This is a genomic window from Pseudomonas sp. IT-347P (genome assembly GCF_949768005.1).
Taxonomy (GTDB): domain Bacteria; phylum Pseudomonadota; class Gammaproteobacteria; order Pseudomonadales; family Pseudomonadaceae; genus Aquipseudomonas.
In genome coordinates, this window is sequence record NZ_CATKPQ010000022.1 from 470,145 (window position 1) to 491,148 (window position 21,004).

Sequence of the window (21,004 nt, forward strand, 5' to 3'; positions counted from 1 at the left end):
TGTGGGAGCGGGTTTGCCCGCGATGAGGGCAGCCGCCAACCCCTATTTCAGATCCGCCGAAACCTTCTCCGCCACATCCTTCGGCAACCAGGCCTGCCACACATCCGGATGCGCCTTCATGAACGCCACCGCCGCCTCACGCGGCGCCGTGTGTTTCTCGCTCATGTCGGCCAACGCCTTGTTCAATGGCTCGATCGGAAAGTCCACTTTGCTGAAAAACTCGGCAATCTGCGGATACTGCTTCTGAAACGGCGTGGACACGCCAATCGACAGCTTCGACGCCAACGACCGGGTCGGTTTCGGATTGGGATTATCGGCATCCGTCAGCGTCTTCCATGCCTCGGCATCAAACGGCGGCTCTTCAAGTTGCACCAGTTTGAACTTGCCGAGTAACGGCGTCGGCGACCAGTAGTAAAACAGCACCGGTTTACCGCGACGAATTGAAGAACTGATCTCAGCGTCCAATGCCGCACCGGAGCCACTGCGGAAATTGGTGTAATCATCCTGCAGGCCATAGGCCGTCAACTTCTGCTTGTTGACCACTTCCGATGTCCAGCCGATGGGGCTGTTGAGGAAGCGCCCTTTGCTCGGGTTTTCCGGGTCTTTGAACACGTCCTTGTACTTTTTCAGATCACTGACGCTGCGCAGATCCGGCGCCAGCGGCTTGATGCCTTTGGCCGGGTCGCCCTTGATCACGTACTCCGGCACCCACCAGCCCTCGGTAGCGCCTTTGACCGTATCGCCGAGGCTGACGACTTTGCCTTCGGCCTCGGCCTTGACCCACACCGGACTGCGCCCGGCCCACTCCTCGCCAATGACCTGAATGTCATTGTTGGCCAGTGCGGTTTCCAGGGTGATGGTGGTGCCGGGCAAGGTGTCGGTCGGCAAGCCGTAGCCCTTCTCGACGATCACCCGCAAAACATCGGTAATCAGGCTGCCGCTTTCCCAGTTCAGATCGGCAAAGTGGATCGGCGCCTGGGCAGCCATCACCGATGGCGCTGATGTCAGCAAACCGAGCGCGGCCACGCTGGCGGCCAATAACCGTCGAAATCCGTTCATGCATTGCACCTCGTGCTGTTCACAGCAATGGCAGGATGGCCTGGCAGAAGACCGCAAGCCTCTGAATACTCAGTCAACTGACTGTAGCCGAGGTTCCTGCTTTTTCCGGGTCATGCTGCGGACGAGGTTATGAATCAGACTTTTCCTGCAGGCTTTGCAGCTCGCGTCTGACCATGCTGGCGTATTCCGCAGGTCGCAACCGATAGATTTGTGCGGCCACCCAATTCAACCAGGCACCTTGCAGTTCAGCCTTGGCGGTGAACAAACGCAGCGCTTCCTCGCGTGCAGTGTCGAGGTTCTGCGCATGGAAATCCGCGCGACTCACTCGCTGGCCTTGAACGTCACGAGTTCACCCTTGCGCCATTTCGCAGCCTTGGCGGTGACGGCTTTCAGGGTCTTGGTCAGGCCTTCCTGCAATTGCTGATGGGCGGCGAACACGGTCACCACGCTATGGCCTTCCTTGAACAGGATCGCGTGCCCGTCAGCGGTCTCGACAAAGGCGTAATCGCCCAGTCCATAAACCGTGAGTTTGATTTCGCGAAAGCGGATATCCATCTTGCCGCCTTCGCGGCTGGGCAACACCGATGCACTGAAATGATCGCCGACCTTGAGTTTGAGCCCCGGTTTGTCATCGACCACCAAGGCGCTTTCGGTGTCGATCTCGGCCACGTAAATGCCTTCGGCGTTCTGCTCGGTGATGTAAACAAAACGCGACTGAAACAGCTTGACCAGCTTTGCACGCAAATCACCCAACACGAACAAAGCATGCATATCGAGATTACTGACTGCCAAAGAAACATCCCCACATCTGAAAAAACCGCACACGGAAAACGCGCACGGCAAAAAAACGGCCAGGCCGATGTCACTGCAAATAAATCAATAAAGCCCGAATCGAGCAGAGTGCTGATTCAGCGCGAGGTCTTTAAGACTACTGGATTGTCACTCGCGAAACTCATTCCGATGTCGCCAAAGTTTGAAGGAAAAATCCTCACCGTTGGCAAGAGCAGTCTGACTACGAACTTTAGGGAAAATTCTCACGAAAAAAAGCACTTTTCCGACATATCGCTGGCGAAAAATTGCTTTAGATAAGCCCTGTCGTCAACAGGTACTGGCGATTCTAGAGCAGCGATGCTCATTACGACTACCCGCAACGGCCGTAAAATCCCGGCCGACTGATGAAAAGGACTTCATATGTGCACTTTGACTCATTTTGCCACGTCGGCTGACGCGCGAATCAACACACCTCTGGCAATGCACGTTGCCGGGTTCGATAACCTGCCGACATCTTCTAACAATCACCGCACCTCGCATTTTCAAGTGGTGCCAGCAGGCATCGCCTTCTTTCACATCAAGGAGATATCCACGGGGCGAGTCAGAGGTTTCCGCGGCGACCACAACGAAGCGTGCGCCCTTGCCCGCTCACTTGAATCAAAAATCGAACTCCACGCCAGCGGCTGCCTCTGATAAGGGTAGTGAACGAAAAAGCCGCAACGGCGCCGACCCAGGAGTAGATGATGGAACTGCCAACCGAGCTTGACTTGACCACCCTTTTTGCCCAGTTGGGCCTGGCGTCGGACGAGGCGTCGATCAACGATTTCGTGGAAGCACATCCGCTGGACCCGGACACCAAACTCATCGATGCCGATTTCTGGACGCCTCAACAGGCACAGTTACTCAAAGAGTGGCTGCGTGCGGACGGCGAAGAAGCCGTCATTGTCGATGAACTGAATGTACGCCTGCACCGCGGCAAGTAATCTTGATCAGTGCAGGCTGTCACCGGACTCGATGTTCAACTGTTCGAGCCACGCAGCCCTGCACTCCTCGGCCTCGTCGCGACAGGCAAACGCGGTACCGCGACGCTCGCCATTGAGCAGCACCACCCAGCAAACGCTGCGACCCATTGCGCGCAAACCGGCGGGCACGCCACTGCCGATCATCACGGCAACATCAACTCTGCACTGCATGCAGCCCTCCCGAAATAATTAGCAACCTAACTAAGTCGCCAGATTAATGGTTTCTCTCGGGCGGAAACAGCAAGCTCCGTGCACAGATTCATTGCATCAGAAGTAACAATCCCTCAACGCGGCTTTTCCGGCTTATAACCCAGACGCAAACCACCCCAGTGCCGGCCCTTGATCATGATCGGCACCGACAGGTCATGCATCAGCTCACCGGTGTCGCGGGTGTAGGTCTGCAACAACACCGGTTGCTGATGGCTGCCGCAGCGAATACCGGTGCGGTCGGCAAACTTGCGTTTGGTGCGATTGTTTACCGCATCGACCTGCGCATCGCCGGTCAACGGCTGACTGAACAGTTGATTGTGCGTAGGCACATAACCCTGCTGCGTACAGGCAATGGCGAACACCAGCCCCTCGTGACGCGGCAGCAACGGTTCCTGAATCGCCGGCAGCACCTGATCGGTGTAACGGTCGAAACGGGTTTGAAACTTCGCCGGTTGGGTATTCGGGATCGGCTGATATTGACGGTCGAACAAGTCCTCAAGGCTGATCCGCCCCTGCTCGACATCCGCCTCGAACCGCGCCGCAATCTGGCTCGCGCCTTCGCGGGCCAGATCGTAGATGCGCTGGTGATAGTCATCCAGCCCGACTTCGGCCAGACGCTCACTGATGGTTTCCGCCTGCCCTTCCATTTGCACCGCCGCTTCGGCGAGGCGGCGGGTCTGTTGATCGCTGATCGCCAGATCGCTGCGCATCTGTTCGATGGCCTTGAACAGGCTGTCGAGTTGTTCGCGATTGGTTTCTGCACCTTGGGCGATTTCACCGACCTGAGATTCCACCCCTGCCGCTAATCGCGCGATATTCTCCAGATGCTGGCCGGTGTGCTCGACCTGCTCGACCCCGGTCTGCAGATCGCTCGACAACTCGCGAATCTGCTCCACCACCTGCGCGGTGCGCTGCTGAATGTCCGCGACCATCTCACCGACCTCACCGGTTGCCGACGCCGTGCGCGCCGCCAATCCGCGCACCTCATCCGCCACCACCGCGAAACCGCGACCATGCTCACCAGCCCGCGCCGCTTCGATGGCCGCGTTCAATGCGAGCAGATTGGTTTGACTGGCAATCGACTGGATCACCAGGGTCACACGTTGAATATCATCGCTGCGCAGGCTCAAGGCTTCGATCAATTCTCGGCTGGCATTGGCGCGCTGACTGAGTTGATGCATGCGCGCAATCGAATCTACCAGCTCCGTGCGCCCCGCCGCACTGCTGTGGTGCGCCTGGCTGGCCGCCTCAAGCGCTGCACGGCTGAGTTGTGAAGTCGCATGTTCGGTGGCGATCATCACCTCGGCGTTACTGACAATCTGCGCCGCCGCCTCGAGTTGTGATTCGAGTTTGCTCGCCAGTTCCTTGACCGAAAACGCCACCCCCGCCGCCGACAAGGCGTTATGACTGGTGGTGTAGGAAAGATCGCGGGTCAGTTCGGACATTGCGCTGCCAGTATCGGCAGGCTGGACATCGGGGATGGCGCGGGAGCGCAAGCGCGGCAGCCAGACAATCAGCACCGCCAGTGGCATGCCAATGTACAGCGACCATTCGGCCAGGGACATGCCGGCCAGCAACAGCATCAGGGCGATACTTTGCAGGGTCGGCGCGATCCAGCGGTTTTTCGGCAAAAGCACTGGTGCAGGCAAAGCCCCAACCAGAGATCCGTCTCTCGTCATATCAACACCCCACGCTTGTTCTCATTGTTGTGACTGCATTAAACGCCACTACAACGCCATTATCTATGGTCCGTTAGTCGTGGGGTTTGTGACAGGTCAACGAAATCGCGCGGAAATAGTGCGGACGATAAAAAGCTTCGCGGGCAAGCCCGGCTCCCACAGGTTCGGTGTTGAACCTTGTGGGGCGGACTTGCCCGCGATCACAGCGTCGGAAAATCAGGCCTGACGCTGGTGCTTATCGATCTTCTCGTGACGCTCTTGAGCTTCGATGCAGTACTTGGTGGTCGGGCTGATCAGCAGGCGCTTCAGGCCAATGGCCTCGCCGCTGTCGTCGCACCAGCCAAAGCTGTCTTCCTTGATGCGCTCAAGGGCTTGTTCCAATTGCGGCAGCATGCGCTGGTCGCGATCGATCGCGTTCACCAGCCAGGTGCGCTCTTCTTCAACCGAAGCCGCGTCCGCCGGGTCAGCCGGGGTGTCCAGGCTTTCGATGGCGATACGATTTTGCTCAATGCGCTCGTGGGTTTCGACTTTCATGTTCTGCAACAGCTCAGTGAAGAAAGCATGCTGCTCTGCATTCATGTAGTCATCTGCCGGCATGGCCAGCAACTTGTCCTTTGTCATTGATATCTCTATAAAAAACGTGCATTAAGGCGAATTAGGGAGCGTTTCGGCGAACCGTGTCCGGTCGGCGAAAAGGCATCGTTTATTGCAAATGCCACCCGGCACTCAATTTACGAGGGGCGGCAGTCTAAGGCCCGATCGAGGCCTCAGCAACTGTAAATACAGGGAATTTGTCCGACAACGCCCGGAAACTGCTCTGACACAGCGCTTACACGGCCATCGGAGTGCGTTTATAGCAAGAAATTCAGTCGGGCGGCTGTATATAGAAGACAAACGGCTAACACCCAGCGCTCAGACGCGAATTTTTTACCACGCACTGCATCGTTTCAGCAAAGCAGACCCTGCACAGCCCCACTACTATCAGGCCCACCGTGTGATCAATCAGCCTGAAGGATGACCTATGCCCCGCCCCGATCTGCCGGCCACCGACGAGATTTCACTCGCCAGCCCCCCGATCAATGCCGAGCGCCTGCTGCACCTGATCACCGAGGAATACGACGCCCTGCCGCGCCAACTCAAACGCATCGCCAGCTACATCAGCCAACAAAGCGACCGGATCATGGTCGACCGCATCAGCGACATCGCCCGCGAGTGCGAAGTCCATCCGTCCGCCATTGTCCGCTTCTCGCAACGCTTCGGTTTCAGCGGCTTCAGCGAAATGCAGGCGCTGTTCCGCAGCGCCTACACCCACAAAGCCTCGCCGGTGCAAAACTACCAGCAACGCATCCGCAGCATGATCGCCAACCAGTCGCAGCAAGCCAGCGCCGGCGACCTCGCCCGCGAATGCATCGACGCCACCCGTTCCGGCATCGAACGCCTGGGCCGTGAACTCGACGACGCCGCGTTCGAAAAAGCCGTCGACCTGATCGTCAACGCCGACAACATTTATGTCGTCGGCGTGCGCCGCTCCTTCGCCGTCGCCGACTACCTGGTTTACAACTTGCAACACACTCAGAAAAAAATTCACCTGGTGTCCGGGCTAGGCGGCAGCTATCGCGAGCAAATGCGCAGCGTGCGCGCCAACGATCTGGTCATCGCCATCAGCTTCGTGCCCTACGCCAAAGAAACCCAACACTGCCTGCGTTTCGCCCGCCAGCAACAGGCCAACACCCTGATCCTCACCGACAGCCACCTCTCGCCACTGGCAAAACTCGCCGACAGCGTATTGCTGATAAACGAAGGCAGCGCCCTCGCCTTTCGTTCGCTGAGTGCGACGTTGTGTTTGTGTCAGGCCTTGTTTGTGGCGGTGGCGTATCGGCTGGAACTGAATGTCGATGAGATTCACGAACAACCCGGCTTCGACGACTGACAATTGCTTCAACGTCGGCTAGGTTATGCCTTCCCACCGGTTTGACTTGAAGGAACGCGTCATGAAACTGATCGGCATGCTGGACTCCCCTTACGTGCGTCGCGTGGCGATCTCCGCCAAACGCCTAGGCATCGACCTCGAACACGAGTCAGTCTCGGTGTTCCGCCACTTCGAGCAATTCCAGCAGATCAACCCGGTGGTCAAAGCCCCCACGCTGATCCTCGACGACGGCGTGGTCCTGATGGACTCGACCCTCATCCTCGACTACCTCGAAGCCAGTGCCGGCAAAAGCCTTCTGCCGGCTGAGTTAGGCCAGCGAGCCCAAGCCCTGCGCCTGATCGGCCTCAGCCTCGCCGCCTGCGAAAAAGCCGTGCAGCTTTATTACGAACGCAACCTGCGCCCCGCCAACATTCAATACCAGCCGTGGGTCGAACGCGTCGAAGGCCAACTCGCCGCCGCGTTCACCGCCCTCGAGCAAGAACTGGAAAAAACCGGCCTGCCCACCGACGGCACCCTCACCCAGGCCGGCATCAGCCTCGCCGTCGCCTGGAGCTTCACCGACCTCGTCGTCCCCGACCAGATCGACACCCGCCGCTACCCCCACATCGCCCAATACACCGCCTACGCCGAAACCCTCGAAGCGTTCGTCAGCACCCCGATGACCTGACTATGAGCACCACCGACACCGCCGCCCCGGCGTTAAAGGAAATCTTCAACGCCGAGCGCTTGCAGCACATCGCCCGCGAAATGAGCGCCGTGTACCCGACGTTCAAGGCCAAGGCGTTTCTCAAGCACGCACAGGATGGACTCGCTGAATTATCAGTGATGCAACGCATGGCGCGTGTCAGCGAAAGCCTGCACGCCGTGTTGCCGCTGGACTACGAAGATTCCCTCGAAGTGCTTTTCGAACTCGCGCCAAGGCTGAACAGCGGATTCGTCAGCATGTGTTTGCCGCACTACGTCGCGAGTTACGGCGGCCATGCGTTCGATACCTCCATGGATGCGCTGAAATATTTCACCACCTTCGGCTCCTCCGAATTCGCCATCCGCCACTTTCTGCGCAGCGATCTGGAACGCTCTCTGGAACGGATGCACGACTGGACCCGCGACGAAAACCACCACGTTCGACGCCTCGCCAGCGAAGGCAGCCGCCCTCGCCTGCCTTGGTCGTTTCGGTTGGACGCGGTGCAGGCGGATCCGCAGTTGGCCGCCGGGATACTGGATCGGTTGAAGGCGGATGAGAGTTTGTACGTGCGCAAGTCCGTGGCGAATCATTTGAATGATGTGACGAAGGTGCATCCGGAGTGGGTGTTGGACACGATTGAAGGTTGGCCGCTGGAGAACAAGCACACGGCGTGGATTGCCAAGCATGCGTTGCGGAGTTTGATTAAACAGGGGGACTTGCGGGCGCTGACGGTGATTGGCGCGGGGGCGAAGGCTGAGGTTGAGTTGTTGGATGTGCGGGTTGAGCCGGCGGTGGTTAGGTTGGGGGAAGCGATTACGTTGTCGTTTGCGGTGAAGTCGACGGTGGCGCATGAGCAGCGGTTGGTGATTGATTATGCGATTGACTATGTGAAGGCGAATGGCGGGGTTTCGAGGAAGGTTTTTAAGTTGAAGACGGTGGTGTTGGCGGGGTTTGGGAGTGAGGTTGTGGGGAGGCGGCAGGTGATTAGGGATTTTACGACGCGGAAGCATTTTGAGGGGCGGCATGGGGTGAGGGTTATGGTTAATGGAACGATGCTGGCAAATGCTGCATTTAACATCACCACAAGATGATGCCCCAAAGTGACTCTGTACGTATGGCAGTAATTTCACATAGAAGGGTTTACAGGTAGACCCGTATTCAGCCCAAATCGATTGCTTGGCAGGCGCTGTTTTCGTCAAGCGAAAAAAAACCACCAAAGCGGTGAAACCAGTTCCACGTATTATGATGTCAGCCAAGATCAAAAGACGACATCACAGCTAACAGGTCATAGATAAATAGCTTGGATATATTTTTACGGCGACAATCATAATCCGAAACCACTAGAGAGAATAGAAATGTCTCCCAAAGTATTTGTAAGCCACGCAAGCGAAGACAAAGAACGATTTGTATTAAATTTTGCAAAGCTTCTAAGAGCTAATGGCATTGATGCGTGGCTCGACAAATGGGAAATGCTGCCAGGGGATAGCCTGATTGCGAAGATTTTTGAAGAGGGAATTAAGGATGCCCAGGCAGTAATAGTCGTACTTTCTAGAAATAGCGTAGGAAAACCGTGGGTTCAACATGAGCTCGACGCTGCGTGCGTGAAGCGAATCAATACTGGAAGCAAGTTAATCCCTGTCGTTATCGACGACTGCGAAGTCCCTGAAGTTTTGAAGGCAACTCTCTGGGAGCGCATACAAGATACATCCGCGTACCAGCCCAATCTGGAACGAATAATTGCTTCGATTTTTGGTGTTTCAGATAAACCCGCACTGGGCAAACCACCTGCATATGTAGAGAATCTTAGCATAAGCATTGCCGGACACAACAAGTTAGACAGCCTAGTATACAAAATGGCCTGTGAGTCTGCGCTGAAGACCGGCTCAAGGCACATAAGCCTATCAGCGTTCCTCAAAGACGGTGAATTGCTTGTACCTGAGAGCCAGCTAAGAGAGTCGATTGAAATACTAGGTGAGCAAAGAGTGTTTGACCTTCAGCACTTCTTGGGAGGGGGCTTCCCATCTATCACACTGACTAGTTATGGCTTCGAGACATATGCTCGCGACTACGTAGAAAACTACAGCGAGATATTTCGCTCAGTGGCGTTTGCAATCACAAACAAAAACTTAGTAAGTCTTTCACAAATAAAAAACGAGCTCAACTTCAATTCATTTTTGATTGAGCACGTCTTAAGAAAGCTTGCTAGTCAAAATAGCATCTCCGTCACCTGGGTTTTGGGGGGCGATTGCTTGATCAACCGCATTTCGCCTTCTCTGGGGCGGTCTTTAAACTGATTAGTCTTGGGTTAAAACTTTTGAGCGTTCTCAGAGCGCAGGTTGCACCTCGAATTGGGACAACCCATGAACAGAAAAGGGGACAACAGAAAAGCAGAAAGGGACAGCAGAAAAGGTGACAAATTTATTTTTAGATAAATTGAACATAATTCTGCTCCCTTTGTACTTGATTTCACTAGTACGGAAGAGTACGAAATCGCCTTGGCGAAACAACTGCGCAATTTGCGTATCCATTAACACGCTGCTGTACCGACCGTTCCTGTCAAAAACGAGCACCTGACTGTGACTCTGCCAGCCTAGGCAACTGACCTAAATTGCTGATGCTGCTTGGGCGGTCATGTAGGTTTGAAGACTTGTCATAGTCACCACCAAATGGTTGACAGTTCGGAGGCCCGCAAGGTGGGAAACGTGTCGATCCGCCGAATTTCCTGCGAGAAAACCTCTGGAGGGGGTTGCACTCTCTATCCAGACCTTGATACTAAATAGCCACCCGCTCCTGTTCTATGAGTCGGGCATCTACAAAAAACTCAAGGACCGATCCGTCAATGAATCTTCAAGAGCTTCTTAAATCTCTGGAAACGCCAGTCAAGCACAAAGTTTTCGTGAGTTATCATCACAAATTAGATCAAGAGTACTATGACGCATTCTCGACTAAGTTTCATGATACATATGAATCGATACATGATGCATCATTAGACAGTGAAATAGACAGCGACGACGTTGATTATGTTATGCGACGAATTCGCGAAGAATATATAGTTGGCACCTCTTGCACAATTGTTTTAATTGGCGCTGAAACTTACCAAAGAAAGTATATTGATTGGGAAATCAAGGCAACACTTGACAAGGAACATGCCCTCCTCGGCATTTACCTTCCATCAGCCCCACGAGGCGAAAAAGGCGTAATCGTACCTGGCAGACTATATGACAACGTCCAAAGTGGGTATGCCGTGTTTACCAGCTGGGAAAAAGCTACTGCGTCCTCAGAGTCTTTAGGAAAATATATCGCCGACGCCAAATCAAAATTTAAATCACTCATAGCCAACAGCCGTGAAAAGAAGAAGCGTAATGGGTGAAGTAAGAGAGAGTGATCTCGCAAAACCTTTTTTTGTGCTCTATGTCGTATGGCACCCTAACTTTGAGCTAGGGAAGAGAATCGCCGAATCTATAATGCAGCATTTTCGGCGGGATCTTTACAAAAATATTGTAGGGGGAGCGGGCATACCGGTAGTTTTCCGTAATGTCTGCATGCCTGACCACGACATCCCAATATCAATAAATCCCGAGGAATCTGAGGCTTCTGCGATCATCGCCCTCATTGACGATAACCTGTGCGAAGCACATAGCTGGGTTAATTACGTCAAAACCCTGTCTGAAAAGACTGAACAATCCAACAAGACCTGCTTCAACAATCTCCTATTTCCTGTCTCTTTCAACAAAGAAGCATTGCATAAAGCAAATTTAATTGAGCAAGCTCTAAGATGGGACTCATGGAAAGGCGATGATATCGAAAAGACAACGCGCCTAATTAGCGAGCTCACCTACGAGTTTTGCCGAATGCTTAGACACCACTTGGCCCAACTCGAAAGCCCATCAAATAAAAACCTTGAAAACTATCTAAAAAAGGTGCAAATCTTTTTAAGTCATTCAAAACACGATAGCGACGGTACAGAAATTGCTACAGCTATAAGGAAGAGAATCCACGAAGGGCACGGTCTGTCCTCTTTTTTTGACGTGAATGACATCCCGGCCGGCCTCAGGTTTGACGAAGTATTACTAGCACAGGTGCGCATCAGCGCAATGATCGCTATTCACACAGACTCTTACTCGTCAAGAGAGTGGTGCCGAAAAGAAATCATTGAAGCTAAAACTTGGAATGTCCCGCTTGTAGTCGCTAACAGTATAAACAATATGGATGAAAGAGGCTTCCCTTACATGGGGAACGTCCCGGTAGTTCGCTTGGGCTACGATGTAGCAGATGTTTCTCGAATAGACATCGTAATTAGTAGGCTTCTTGATGAGGTTTTGAAGGATTTTCTATGGCGCTGTCAGACACATGAAATCAAAAAACAACTTCCTAGGAGGGCATTTCTTATACCACGCCCGCCGGAGTTAATCTCTCTATCCTGCATACCTGAAGAACCCGAGTTGGCGGATTCTGCCTCTATAGAAACTATACTTATCTACCCAGATCCTCCATTGAGTACTGAGGAGGAAAGACTCATTAACAGGGTTTCGCCGAATGTGCAGCTCAGAAGCCTTGCCGAATGGAAAGCGGGGGCAACCAGATGAGTTACAAAGAAGTTTTCGACGGCTCAAAAATCTCAATATCGATATCGGAAAGCGAAAACATGGCTGCCTTAGGCTTAAGCCATGCGCATCTAGTGGATGCGATGTGTGAAATAGCGCGCCATATGCTCGCTTTGGGGGCAACAGTGACCTATGGAGGTGATCTACGAGCCCATGGTTTTACCAGAATATTGTACGAACTCGTTTCTAGATATCGAAAAGACTCTTATGACGAAAAAAATTTAGCAAGTGTCATAAACTTCCTTGCCTGGCCTGTCTTCGTACATTCCAATATCAATGACCTGCTTACCTTGAGCAGCGAAATGGAAGGAACTGCCGAGCTCAGAGTAATTGACGAGAAAGGCAATGCATTATCGATTGAGGAGGCTACCCTTCTACTACCCGACGCGACGTTTGATTGGTGCGCAGGGCTAACGGCAATGCGAAGCACAATTACCGCTGAGTCAACAGCCCGGATAGTCCTTGGAGGTAAAACATCAAAATTTATTGGCAGCATGCCAGGTATAGCTGAGGAAGTACTTCTCTCTCTTCAAAGCCATAAACCTGTTTACTTGCTAGGCGGATTTGGCGGGTGTACCAGAGAAATCCTAGATCTAATGGGGGTTCACAACAAATTCAACACATCAACCCCAATCTGGTCGCACTCCGGGAAATTCAGACAATACCAACTCAAAGATCTGAGAAATGGGCTTACTGCAGAAGAAAATACGGCTCTTGCCAATACACCTCACATAGACCAAGCAATAGTGCTGGTGATACGGGGCCTGATGAACTTATAAGCCCATTTCGGACTGATGCACTAAAATAGTAGGGAGCAATATGTCATTACTCACGGAAGCAGAAGTAATTGCACGTTCACTCACAGTCAGCCGGCAGAGCAATATATTCAAGTCTACCGCAAGCACGCAGATGTATGACGTTTTCCTAAGCCACTCATCCAATGAGCCCCTTGAAATAATTTATGGTTTAAAGGGATATTTGGAAGACGCAAACCTTACGGTCTACATAGATAAAGTCGATGACCCTCAGCTTTCCCCGGATCAGGTTACGCCTCAGACTGCTGAAATTCTGCGAATGCGCATGAAGTCTTCAAAATCGCTTTTATACGTTTACAGCCGTCACTCGACTAAATCTCGCTGGATGCCTTGGGAGCTTGGTTATTTCGATGCGTTGAGAGGCTCAGTGGGCATTCTTCCAGTCACCCAGCATGCTCAAACTGAATTTAAGGGTGAAGAGTACCTAGGGTTATACCCATATGCCGATCTTGCCTTGGTAAAAAACTCCACGAGAAAGCAGCTCTGGATTAATAGATCAGCAAATGAGTACGCCGACTTATCCGCCTGGATCAAGGGTACAGCAAAAATTCTCAGGAGATGATCCACGTCACCCCTGCAGCATGTGGTACATACTAAACCCGTATTAGCAAGGGGAAGCGAGTAATAGCTTCCCCTTCCCCTCAAAATACTAAGCTTCATGCAGGCTGGACGGCCAAACCGTCCGCAAGGCAGCTGGCATGACAATCCTCGAAGGAAAGAAAATCTCCCCGGCCACTGTCCGTTCCATATCTGCACAGCGACACCGGGGGAACCTACAGTTCAGCTAAGTGCAGCCCAGAAATACACTTTTACCAAGATGCTAAAAAAGGAAATAAGCATGCCCACCCATGAAATACTAAGAAGCAAATGGATCGCAGCTGGCTACAAATCAGATATGGGCAGCGCTATAGCCTGTAGTCCACCAACTAATCCTTCGACGATTCGCCTTTATAACCTCACCAGCGTCAAACACGGCCTTAGCAACATAGAGAATCAGCGCATCAAGGTCTCTCGCTTTGCTGACCTGAATGACCCATTCGAACTACTTGCGGCGAACTTCAAAGAACATAAGACGCGTCGGGTCGTAAGGAACTGGAAAAATAAGAGCCATTCGTTGATGGGCTTGTTGTGCTTCGCCGGAGACTGGTCAGAACCGATGATGTGGAGCCATTATGCCGAGAAGCACACTGGAATTTGTTTGGGTTTTGACGTTAGTCGTAGCACGGTTCAGCAGGTCAACTATCAGGACGATCGAATCCTCGCCGCACTGGGCCCGACGCTAACCCCAGACAACTTAAGTGAGGAACTGCAACAACAGTTGCTGTGCACCAAGTCCGGAGGATGGCGGTATGAGGAAGAGTATCGTCGATTCGTGAGCATAAATGATGCTTCCACCGATGGCCCACTTCATTTCTGGCCGATCAGTGGCGATATTCAACTGGCGGAGGTCATTCTCGGCCCCCTATGCGAGGAGCCTCTCGAATCAGTAAGACAGAAGGTTAAACAGCATTTTCCCAGCGTCGCTGTATACAAGTCCAGGTTAGCATTCCAATCCTTCAAAATCGTACCCGATGCACGTACGGTTAGGCGAATACTCGAATGAGTCGGCATTGACTTCTTAAAGTGAATCGCCCCAGTTTACGTAGACACCTTTGAACGTCCGCTTCCGGCCCAGAGTGTGTAAAAATGCATTGCCACTATTAAAGCGTGCACATCTGCGTTAAATCTGAAATTTTTCGACACATCAGCAGATGTGGATTTGCTTAGAAGCGCGATTTCCAGTCTGATGTTGCGTACATGCCGCGCTGAAAAACGTTTTTACACAGCCACGGCCGAAAGCGGCCCTACATCATACCCAGAATTGACGCGACAACAGTCAAAGATGATTACTCAAAACAGCGGCATTGGAAGACAGCTAGTAGAAGTATCTTCTACCAACTTCCTTAAGAAATATCGTGCTTTTCGACGTATCCCTTAGCCCTCAAAAATCTTTTTTGGAAGATCGGTGCGCGCCACAGGTCTCCCGGAGAGCGGTACTGTCACCTAACCACGGGTAGATTCTCCACTGATATCGGCCGCTCCGCTCAGAGCAGTGCTCTTGCCAGCGCGAAATTAAATTCTGTTATTGATGTCTTGGACGGAGCTGCCCTCTACCCAGACCTTCATGTAATTCGGCTCAACGAACACTAACTCCCACCGTGGATATTTAGGGTCATTTTCGTCGGTTTCTGTGCCTGCGATCTGGCAGCCAGACAACAATAAAGCACCCAGCAGCGCAATCGTTGCTTTCATTACAAAAGATCCATTCAGTTAAGTGTCACGACTACCAACTTCCGTACGGAACGCCATATTTGTCGATATACCGCTTTGCCTTTTCACTCACCGGATAAGCGTAACGCCCTTCGTTCTTACCTTGGCACGGCCCCAGCGGCTCAATTTCAGCCTGCGCTCGAGCGACTTTGACCGGGTGGTGGCAAGAGTCTCTTACCCAAACCTGCACAACGCCACCGGGGGCCAACCCTAAATAAACCGACGCCATAAATCTCGCTTCCTGATCAGGCGTCTGCGGGCAACGTTGATTGACGGACGCCACCATCAACTGCCTGGCTTCCTCTGGGATTTCTACCCATGCCTGCCACGTTTTCTGTTCGACAATCGATTGCCAACGGACCCAGATGCGAACAGGTAAATCTGCACCCACCACTCTCCTTCCGCTGCCGCCTACCCCACCTGTCTAACCTCGGGCGGACTCCGTGCCATCTTCAGGCTCTCCCCCCGCTGCGGTGCCGCCGCCGGTTTTGTAGAAAATCCTGCCGTGAATGTCTTGAACAGAACTGTTCTCTACCCAGACTTTCATGTAATCCGGCTCCGTAAAAGCCAGTTCCCACCATTCGGATTTCGGGTCGTTTTTGGCTGATAGTGGTTCAGCAATCTGGCATCCCGTGACCAGCAAGATGCAAAGCATCGTAATGAGTTGCTTCATTGGCGGACGGGTTACCAACTCCCATACGGAATGCCGTACTTGTCGATATACCTCTTGGCCTGTTCACTCACCGGGTAGGCATAGCGCCCACCGTGCTTCCCCTGCTCCGGGCCTAGCGGTTCAACTTCACCGTGGGCATCAGCTACTTTGACGGGGCGGTGGCATGGGTCTCTGACCCACGCTTGTAATACACCACCCGGGGCTAGGCCCACGTACAGAGAGGCCATATATCGTGCAGCTCTTTCAGGAGTTTCCAGGCAACGTTGGTGCGTTGACTCCAACATCAACTGCCTGGCTGATTCTGGGATTTCGATGAAACCCTTGTAGGTCTTCTGTTCTGATATTGACTGCCAACGAACAAAGATGAGTTTGGGAAGATCGGCACCGGTTACCGGAATAACGGAACCACTGACAGTACCCCAACCTCGCGCAGACTCTGTGCCATCTTCTGGTTCACCTCCGGCAGCGGTTCTCCCGCCTGCCTTGAAAAACGTCCTGTTTTTGATGTCCAGAACTGTGCTGTCTTCTACCCAAACCTTCATGTAAGCCGGTTCAGTGAAGGCTAGTCCCCACCAATCGGATCTCGGATCGTTCTCGGCTGAAAGTGGGTCTGTAGCTTGGCATCCAGCTACCAGTAAAACACTCAACATTAATATGATTTGCTTCATTGGTAGACGGGTTACCAACTCCCGTACGGAATGCCGTACTTTTCGATGTAACGTTTGGACTTTTCGCTGATGGGATATGCGTAGCGCCCTTGATTCTTCCCCTGACTGGGCCCCAGCGGATCGATCTCCGCCTGAGCTCTGGCCACCTTGACAGGACGGTGGCAAGAGTCTCTGACAAAAACCTGCACAACGCCTCTAGGAGCCAGACCCAAATAGATAGACGCGCTGTAGCTAGCCTGCTGTTCCGGAGCTTCCGGACACCGCTGATTAACCGACTTCAACATCAGGTTCCTCGCCTCTTCGGGCACATCAACCCAAACCTGATATGTCTGTGGCTCGACAATTGATTGCCAACGCACGTAAATGCGCTTTGGAAGATCAGCGCCAATCACGGCTTTTGCTGCACCACCTACTGCGTGCCAGCCCCGAGCGGATTCTTTTCCGTCCTCAGGCTCCCCGCCTGCGGCGGTCCCTGACCCTGTGCGCTTGAACAACTTACCATTGATGTCTTCAACCGCGCTGTCCTCAACCCACACCTTCATGTAATAGGGCTCGGTGAACGCAAGCTCCCAAGATTCGGATTTGGGGTCGTTCTTCGCCGATAGCGGATCAGCAGATTGGCAGGCAGTCATGAATAGCGCGCACATCAGGGTCACAAGAACTTTCATTACCAAAGCGTCCAGTCAGGTACATGAGGATGTTGCACGCGGATTGAGTCTTCCGTGGGGGCGTTGATGTACACCGCGTTGATCCCGCTACCATCTTTTCGGCCAAGCGGATGGTTCCAATTGGCGGAGGTGTGAATGTACTTCAATTTCAACAATTCATCTTCTTGCGGTGTGACGCTGTAGTCCCCCGCCAAAAACCTATCGCACAGGGGTTGCAGCTCTTCAGGAATGGCCAGATCAGGCGTATCTGGAATGTCGCTGAATCGAGCGCCCTTTTCTTTTGCCAAACGGTGCATCACTCGCAGGTAGACCCTGGACAACATGCCACTCACCGGGCGTTTTAGCTGCAGAGCGGCGTATACACGCTTTACATTGGGACTGAGTCGATCTTGCGGGCTGTTCGGCATCAGCAATGCGTCGGGCGTTACGATTTCAAGCATTTCAGTAGGCCAACCTTTGGCTAACCACTGGGTCTTGGCATTGACGGCATCACGGTAAATCGAGGTAGTCGTGACATCAGTATTCAAAGGCACGATCAGTGTTTGCATGGGACTTACAAGCACACATTCCTGTGCCTCTTCCAGGTAACCTCCGCCGATATCCGAATGCACACCCGGCAAGGTTATCTCTAAGTGATCCGCTTTGACGCGACTGAGTGCGAAGTTGGCGCGGCATTCATCACGGGCAGACAACTGGACGACATCGGTAAAAAAACGACGATCGAGATAGAGTTTGACTCCGGTTGCTACAGCGCTTTTGATGTTGCCAAGATTCGACCAACCCGCAATCGATGGGACGGTATCGAACAAGCCGATAAATCCCATGTTGATGTCGCTTTTATACTGATCGTTAAATTTAGGGCTAAAGGCTCTGGGCAGGTTTCTCAGCACAGTGCCAAGCGGGCCACGACTGGTGCGGACGATCTCATTGGCAAAATGTCGAGCTGCGGCGGCGCCACGACTGAAGCCAAACGTATCGAACGTCAAGGAAGCAATTTCACTGCCGGGGTTATCGATCAAGACTCGGCTGATAGCTTGTTGAATGACTGGAAATGAGGACTCGACTCGACCAGCAACACCTGTTTCACCGCGTCCGGTGCCAGAGCCGAACTTACTGTCTTCTTCTCCGGAGCGGGTGCCAATACCCTCGATATAGACGACGCGGGAGGTTCGCTTCAGCGGCCCCTCTCCTACTGCGTCAGGTACGGCGTCATACAAGTCGCTCAGCCTTTTCACATTGCTGACATCGTTGCCGTAACTGCTATCCGGATCGCTCATGTAAGGCTGACAGCTAGCAGGAATATCTGCCGGCGCAATCGGATGCTGCGCCCCACACAGCAATCCCGCCGCCGTGTTGTTCGCATTATTCCCAGTGCCATCAAAGAAAACTCCAATCCTCAACGCAATACCGATTTTTTCAGGTTCGCGCGCGGGTTCTTTCCCGTGTTTCTCATATTCCGCCCAACGCTGGGCGTGAATATCGACGGGTTTGGCTTCTTCGTAACGATAATTTTTCGGGGGGTTGGGTACGTAGCCACTCATCCGTGATTCCTGGTTCTGATCCTTGAGAACGGCCCGAAGGGTGACAGCCGAGACTTTGGGGCGCAAGCCGTGGCCGTGTGCCAGCCGGGGTGTGACAGCGGGGTTCGACGAGGGTTTCCCCTCGTCGTGGTGGGGATTAGCTGGCGATTTCGACGTTATCCAGCGCTTGGTTGACGGCGATTTCGCCGAGCATCACGACTTGGGCGATGCCCAGTGCGGTTTTGCGGTGGGGGGTGTCGAGCATGGCGGCGAAGTTGAGGAGCATTTCGCTGGCGGAGCCAAGGGTTTCGCTGGCGTTGGCGAGCAGGGATTCACTGTTGTACTTCGGGTTGGCGAGGTACATGCGTTCGGGTTGTTGGGTGCTGGCCATGATTTGGCTGGCGGGTTTGAGGTAGTGGTCGAGGGCGCGTTCGGCGGCTTCGTGGAATCGCTTGGAATCGGGGGATTCGTAGGGGGATGTGGGGTCGGTTTCGGGTGGGTTGGGTGTTGGTTTGATCATGGTGAAACTCCTAGTTAATAAAAAGGAGCCTTCACATTCGCTACCAAACGAAGGTGGCGGCCATACGCGGGTTGGTAGACCGGTAACTAGGACCCGGCACACCCGAAGGTGTCCTGCGCATGGCCACCATTGAGCAGAGACCTGATGAGGTCTGCGAACGGTTCGCGATGCGACTAGTTATGGCGGGCTACCAAACCCGATCACTGTTTTTCAGCGACCGACAGACGATAGAACCCGCGACCTAGACGCACAAGCCGGCGGATTCTGGCTTAGTCGTAGGTAACGGCGCAAGGCGTTGTAGGGTTTCGGTGGTTACTTGAGGCTTGGTTTAAACAGTGGTGGTTTTACTGTTTATTTCGGTCAGTGGTTGATGGGGTGACTGGGTGGGCGTCTTCGCGAGCAAGCTCGCTCCCACAGGGGATTTGTGGTGGGTTTGGGATTTGCGGTGACTGGGCTGGCGTCTTCGCTAGCAGGCTAGCTCCCACAGGGGTTTGTGGTTGGGTTGGGATTTGCGGTGGCTGGGCTGGCGTTATCGCGAGCAGGCTCACTCCTACAGAGGGTTGTGGTCACTTGAGGTCGAGTTGGGTGTCTGGGAGGGTGCCGGAGAAAGTGGGTTCTACCGGGCCGCTCAGGGTTACGGAGCCTGAGCCATTCCAGTGGACGGTGACGGGGCCGCCGTCGCATTCGACGTTGACGGTGTGGTCGAGCAGGCCTCGGCGGATGCCGTTGACGGCCGCACCACATGAGCATGAGCCGGAGCCGAGCGGGATGGCACCGTTGCGCTCCCAGATGCGCAGGCGGATGTGTTGGCGGTCGATGATCTGCACGAAGTGGACGTTGGTTTTGTGTGGAAACAATGGGTGGGTTTCTAGGCTCAGGCCGAGGGCAGCGATATCGATGGAGCTGAGGTCATCGACGAAATAGGTGCAGTGCGGATTGCCCATGTTGCAGGCGGTTGGAGCGCCGGCGAGCGGTAGAAAAAGCGTGTCGTGCTCTTGCGCCAAGGGGATGTCTTGCCAGTCGAGCAACGGTTCGCCCATGTCGACCGCGATCAATCCGCTGGGCGTGCGTTCGCAGGTGAGCAAGCCACGGTTTGTGCGCAGGGTGATGGATGTCCGGCCGGCTTCGCGCATCAACCTGTCCGCCACGCCACGGGTGGCGCTGCCGCACACGTCGAGCGCTGAGCCGTCGGCGTTCCAGAATTCCACGCGCGCATCGGCGTCTGCGCAATCGAGGACCACGGCGAGTTGGTTGAAACCGATGCCGCGATGGCGATCGCCCAGGCGCCGGGCGAGTTGGCCGGTGACGGGGTTGCTGATGTTGCGTGCGTCAATCACGACGAAGTCATCGCCGTTGGCGTGCATCTTATGGAAGATGAATGGCATTCGCTGCGTCTCTGATGCGCGTCATGTTGATCAGCGCTGAACGTTTGCCACCCGGCGCCGGGCGTTCTTCGATGGAGAACGGGACGAAGCCAAGTTTCGGGTAAAGCAGCAGGCCTGCGGTGTTTTCATTGAAGCAAGACAGTTGCACTTCCTTGGCCTGGTATTTTTCGAAACCCAGCGCGGTCATGGTCTCGACAATGTACCGCGCCACACCCTGGCCTCGGGCGTAGGGCGCGACGATGACGTTGCCGATGCAGCAGATGCCATCGTGCTCGGCGCGGTAGAAATTGGCGAAGCCAACGAACTCGCCGTTGGCCAGAAAAGCCGTGGAGTCGAAGCGCTGGCTGATCGCGCTGTGCATCTGCTCTTCCGTCAGCGGGAAGTTCGCTTTCGGGAACATGAAGAACAGTTCTTGTTCGCCTTGGGGAAAGCTGCAGAGGGTGTTGACGTCGTCGGCCGTCACTGGCCGGTGGGTGAAATTCATC

The 21,004-nt window shown here is 53.8% G+C and carries 25 protein-coding genes and 1 pseudogene; 12 read left to right on the top strand and 14 right to left on the bottom strand.

Annotated elements, in window-relative coordinates:
* Positions 1–42: 42 nt before the first annotated feature.
* From ACM6IV_RS10835 to ACM6IV_RS10845, 3 genes are all read right to left on the bottom strand, one after another.
* Complete coding sequence (locus tag ACM6IV_RS10835; protein ID WP_414869955.1) at positions 43–1,059, bottom strand: ABC transporter substrate-binding protein; 1,017 nt, start codon at positions 1,057–1,059, stop codon at positions 43–45.
* A gap of 127 nt (positions 1,060–1,186) precedes the next feature.
* Positions 1,187–1,384, bottom strand: coding sequence for a hypothetical protein (locus tag ACM6IV_RS10840; RefSeq protein ID WP_414869956.1), 198 nt, complete (start codon positions 1,382–1,384; stop codon positions 1,187–1,189).
* On the bottom strand, positions 1,381–1,830 hold the full coding sequence (locus ACM6IV_RS10845) for a hypothetical protein (RefSeq protein ID WP_052178306.1): 450 nt from the start codon (positions 1,828–1,830) through the stop codon (positions 1,381–1,383). Before ACM6IV_RS10845 ends, ACM6IV_RS10840 begins: the two co-directional genes overlap by 4 nt.
* On the opposite strand from ACM6IV_RS10845, the gene ACM6IV_RS10850 reads away from it, so the two are divergent.
* The 3 genes from ACM6IV_RS10850 (at position 1,825) to ACM6IV_RS10860 (ending at position 2,813) form a co-directional block, all read left to right on the top strand.
* The gene (locus ACM6IV_RS10850; protein ID WP_414869957.1) at positions 1,825–2,148 is read left to right on the top strand and encodes a hypothetical protein; all 324 of its coding nucleotides are present in this window, start codon (positions 1,825–1,827) and stop codon (positions 2,146–2,148) included. The genes ACM6IV_RS10845 and ACM6IV_RS10850 overlap by 6 nt on opposite strands.
* A gap of 162 nt (positions 2,149–2,310) precedes the next feature.
* The gene (locus tag ACM6IV_RS10855; protein ID WP_414870257.1) at positions 2,311–2,523 is read left to right on the top strand and encodes a hypothetical protein; all 213 of its coding nucleotides are present in this window, start codon (positions 2,311–2,313) and stop codon (positions 2,521–2,523) included.
* Positions 2,524–2,573: 50 nt separating this feature from the next.
* Positions 2,574–2,813 carry a DUF2789 family protein gene (locus tag ACM6IV_RS10860; RefSeq protein WP_414869958.1) on the top strand — a complete coding sequence of 80 codons (240 nt, stop codon included), beginning with the start codon at positions 2,574–2,576 and terminating at the stop codon, positions 2,811–2,813.
* A gap of 6 nt (positions 2,814–2,819) precedes the next feature.
* On the opposite strand, the gene ACM6IV_RS10865 is transcribed toward ACM6IV_RS10860, so the two are convergent.
* The 3 genes from ACM6IV_RS10865 to ACM6IV_RS10875 form a co-directional block, all read right to left on the bottom strand.
* Entirely contained in the window at positions 2,820–3,023 is a 204-nt protein-coding gene (locus tag ACM6IV_RS10865) for a hypothetical protein (RefSeq protein WP_414869959.1), read from the bottom strand.
* 113 nt (positions 3,024–3,136) lie between these two features.
* Entirely contained in the window at positions 3,137–4,741 is a 1,605-nt protein-coding gene (locus ACM6IV_RS10870) for a methyl-accepting chemotaxis protein (RefSeq protein WP_414869960.1), read from the bottom strand.
* A gap of 216 nt (positions 4,742–4,957) precedes the next feature.
* Positions 4,958–5,362: a TraR/DksA family transcriptional regulator gene (locus ACM6IV_RS10875; RefSeq protein WP_414869961.1), complete on the bottom strand. Its 405-nt coding sequence runs from the start codon at positions 5,360–5,362 to the stop codon at positions 4,958–4,960.
* A gap of 400 nt (positions 5,363–5,762) precedes the next feature.
* Here ACM6IV_RS10875 and ACM6IV_RS10880 point away from each other — a divergent pair, with 400 nt between their 5' ends.
* The 9 genes from ACM6IV_RS10880 to ACM6IV_RS10920 all read left to right on the top strand — a co-directional run bounded on the left by ACM6IV_RS10880 (position 5,763) and on the right by ACM6IV_RS10920 (position 14,378).
* Entirely contained in the window at positions 5,763–6,671 is a 909-nt protein-coding gene (locus ACM6IV_RS10880; RefSeq protein ID WP_414869962.1) for a MurR/RpiR family transcriptional regulator, read from the top strand.
* 61 nt (positions 6,672–6,732) lie between these two features.
* Positions 6,733–7,338: a glutathione S-transferase gene (locus tag ACM6IV_RS10885; RefSeq protein ID WP_414869963.1), complete on the top strand. Its 606-nt coding sequence runs from the start codon at positions 6,733–6,735 to the stop codon at positions 7,336–7,338.
* A gap of 2 nt (positions 7,339–7,340) precedes the next feature.
* On the top strand, positions 7,341–8,447 hold the full coding sequence (locus ACM6IV_RS10890; RefSeq protein ID WP_414869964.1) for a DNA alkylation repair protein: 1,107 nt from the start codon (positions 7,341–7,343) through the stop codon (positions 8,445–8,447).
* A gap of 264 nt (positions 8,448–8,711) precedes the next feature.
* Positions 8,712–9,650: a toll/interleukin-1 receptor domain-containing protein gene (locus tag ACM6IV_RS10895; RefSeq protein WP_414869965.1), complete on the top strand. Its 939-nt coding sequence runs from the start codon at positions 8,712–8,714 to the stop codon at positions 9,648–9,650.
* 545 nt (positions 9,651–10,195) lie between these two features.
* Positions 10,196–10,726, top strand: a complete 531-nt coding sequence (locus ACM6IV_RS10900; RefSeq protein WP_414869966.1) for a TIR domain-containing protein — start codon at positions 10,196–10,198, stop codon at positions 10,724–10,726.
* Positions 10,719–11,942 carry a toll/interleukin-1 receptor domain-containing protein gene (locus ACM6IV_RS10905; protein WP_414869967.1) on the top strand — a complete coding sequence of 408 codons (1,224 nt, stop codon included), beginning with the start codon at positions 10,719–10,721 and terminating at the stop codon, positions 11,940–11,942. Before ACM6IV_RS10900 ends, ACM6IV_RS10905 begins: the two co-directional genes overlap by 8 nt.
* Positions 11,939–12,739, top strand: a complete 801-nt coding sequence (locus ACM6IV_RS10910) for a hypothetical protein (protein WP_414869968.1) — start codon at positions 11,939–11,941, stop codon at positions 12,737–12,739. The genes ACM6IV_RS10905 and ACM6IV_RS10910 overlap by 4 nt, the downstream gene beginning before the upstream one ends.
* Positions 12,740–12,779: 40 nt before the next feature.
* Positions 12,780–13,337: a TIR domain-containing protein gene (locus tag ACM6IV_RS10915; RefSeq protein ID WP_414869969.1), complete on the top strand. Its 558-nt coding sequence runs from the start codon at positions 12,780–12,782 to the stop codon at positions 13,335–13,337.
* A 276-nt stretch (positions 13,338–13,613) separates the two neighbouring features.
* Positions 13,614–14,378 (top strand): DUF2971 domain-containing protein, encoded by a 765-nt coding sequence (locus ACM6IV_RS10920; protein WP_414869970.1) that lies wholly within the window; start codon positions 13,614–13,616, stop codon positions 14,376–14,378.
* Positions 14,379–14,887: 509 nt separating this feature from the next.
* Here ACM6IV_RS10920 and ACM6IV_RS10925 read toward each other — a convergent pair.
* The 8 genes and pseudogenes from ACM6IV_RS10925 to ACM6IV_RS10960 form a co-directional block, all read right to left on the bottom strand.
* Entirely contained in the window at positions 14,888–15,067 is a 180-nt protein-coding gene (locus ACM6IV_RS10925) for a hypothetical protein (protein WP_414869971.1), read from the bottom strand.
* A 31-nt stretch (positions 15,068–15,098) separates the two neighbouring features.
* A pseudogene (locus tag ACM6IV_RS10930) lies at positions 15,099–15,758 on the bottom strand (DUF2931 family protein).
* Between the two features lie 11 nt (positions 15,759–15,769).
* Positions 15,770–16,426: a DUF2931 family protein gene (locus ACM6IV_RS10935; protein WP_414869972.1), complete on the bottom strand. Its 657-nt coding sequence runs from the start codon at positions 16,424–16,426 to the stop codon at positions 15,770–15,772.
* Positions 16,427–16,437: 11 nt separating this feature from the next.
* Positions 16,438–17,094 carry a DUF2931 family protein gene (locus ACM6IV_RS10940; protein ID WP_414869973.1) on the bottom strand — a complete coding sequence of 219 codons (657 nt, stop codon included), beginning with the start codon at positions 17,092–17,094 and terminating at the stop codon, positions 16,438–16,440.
* On the bottom strand, positions 17,094–18,635 hold the full coding sequence (locus tag ACM6IV_RS10945; RefSeq protein ID WP_414869974.1) for a T6SS phospholipase effector Tle1-like catalytic domain-containing protein: 1,542 nt from the start codon (positions 18,633–18,635) through the stop codon (positions 17,094–17,096). The genes ACM6IV_RS10940 and ACM6IV_RS10945 overlap by 1 nt, the downstream gene beginning before the upstream one ends.
* 136 nt (positions 18,636–18,771) lie before the next feature.
* Complete coding sequence (locus ACM6IV_RS10950; RefSeq protein ID WP_016982978.1) at positions 18,772–19,134, bottom strand: DUF6124 family protein; 363 nt, start codon at positions 19,132–19,134, stop codon at positions 18,772–18,774.
* 566 nt (positions 19,135–19,700) lie between these two features.
* Complete coding sequence (dapF, locus tag ACM6IV_RS10955) at positions 19,701–20,519, bottom strand: diaminopimelate epimerase (RefSeq protein ID WP_414869975.1); 819 nt, start codon at positions 20,517–20,519, stop codon at positions 19,701–19,703.
* Positions 20,500–21,003 (bottom strand): GNAT family N-acetyltransferase, encoded by a 504-nt coding sequence (locus tag ACM6IV_RS10960; RefSeq protein WP_414869976.1) that lies wholly within the window; start codon positions 21,001–21,003, stop codon positions 20,500–20,502. The genes dapF and ACM6IV_RS10960 overlap by 20 nt, the downstream gene beginning before the upstream one ends.
* Position 21,004 lies beyond the last annotated feature (1 nt).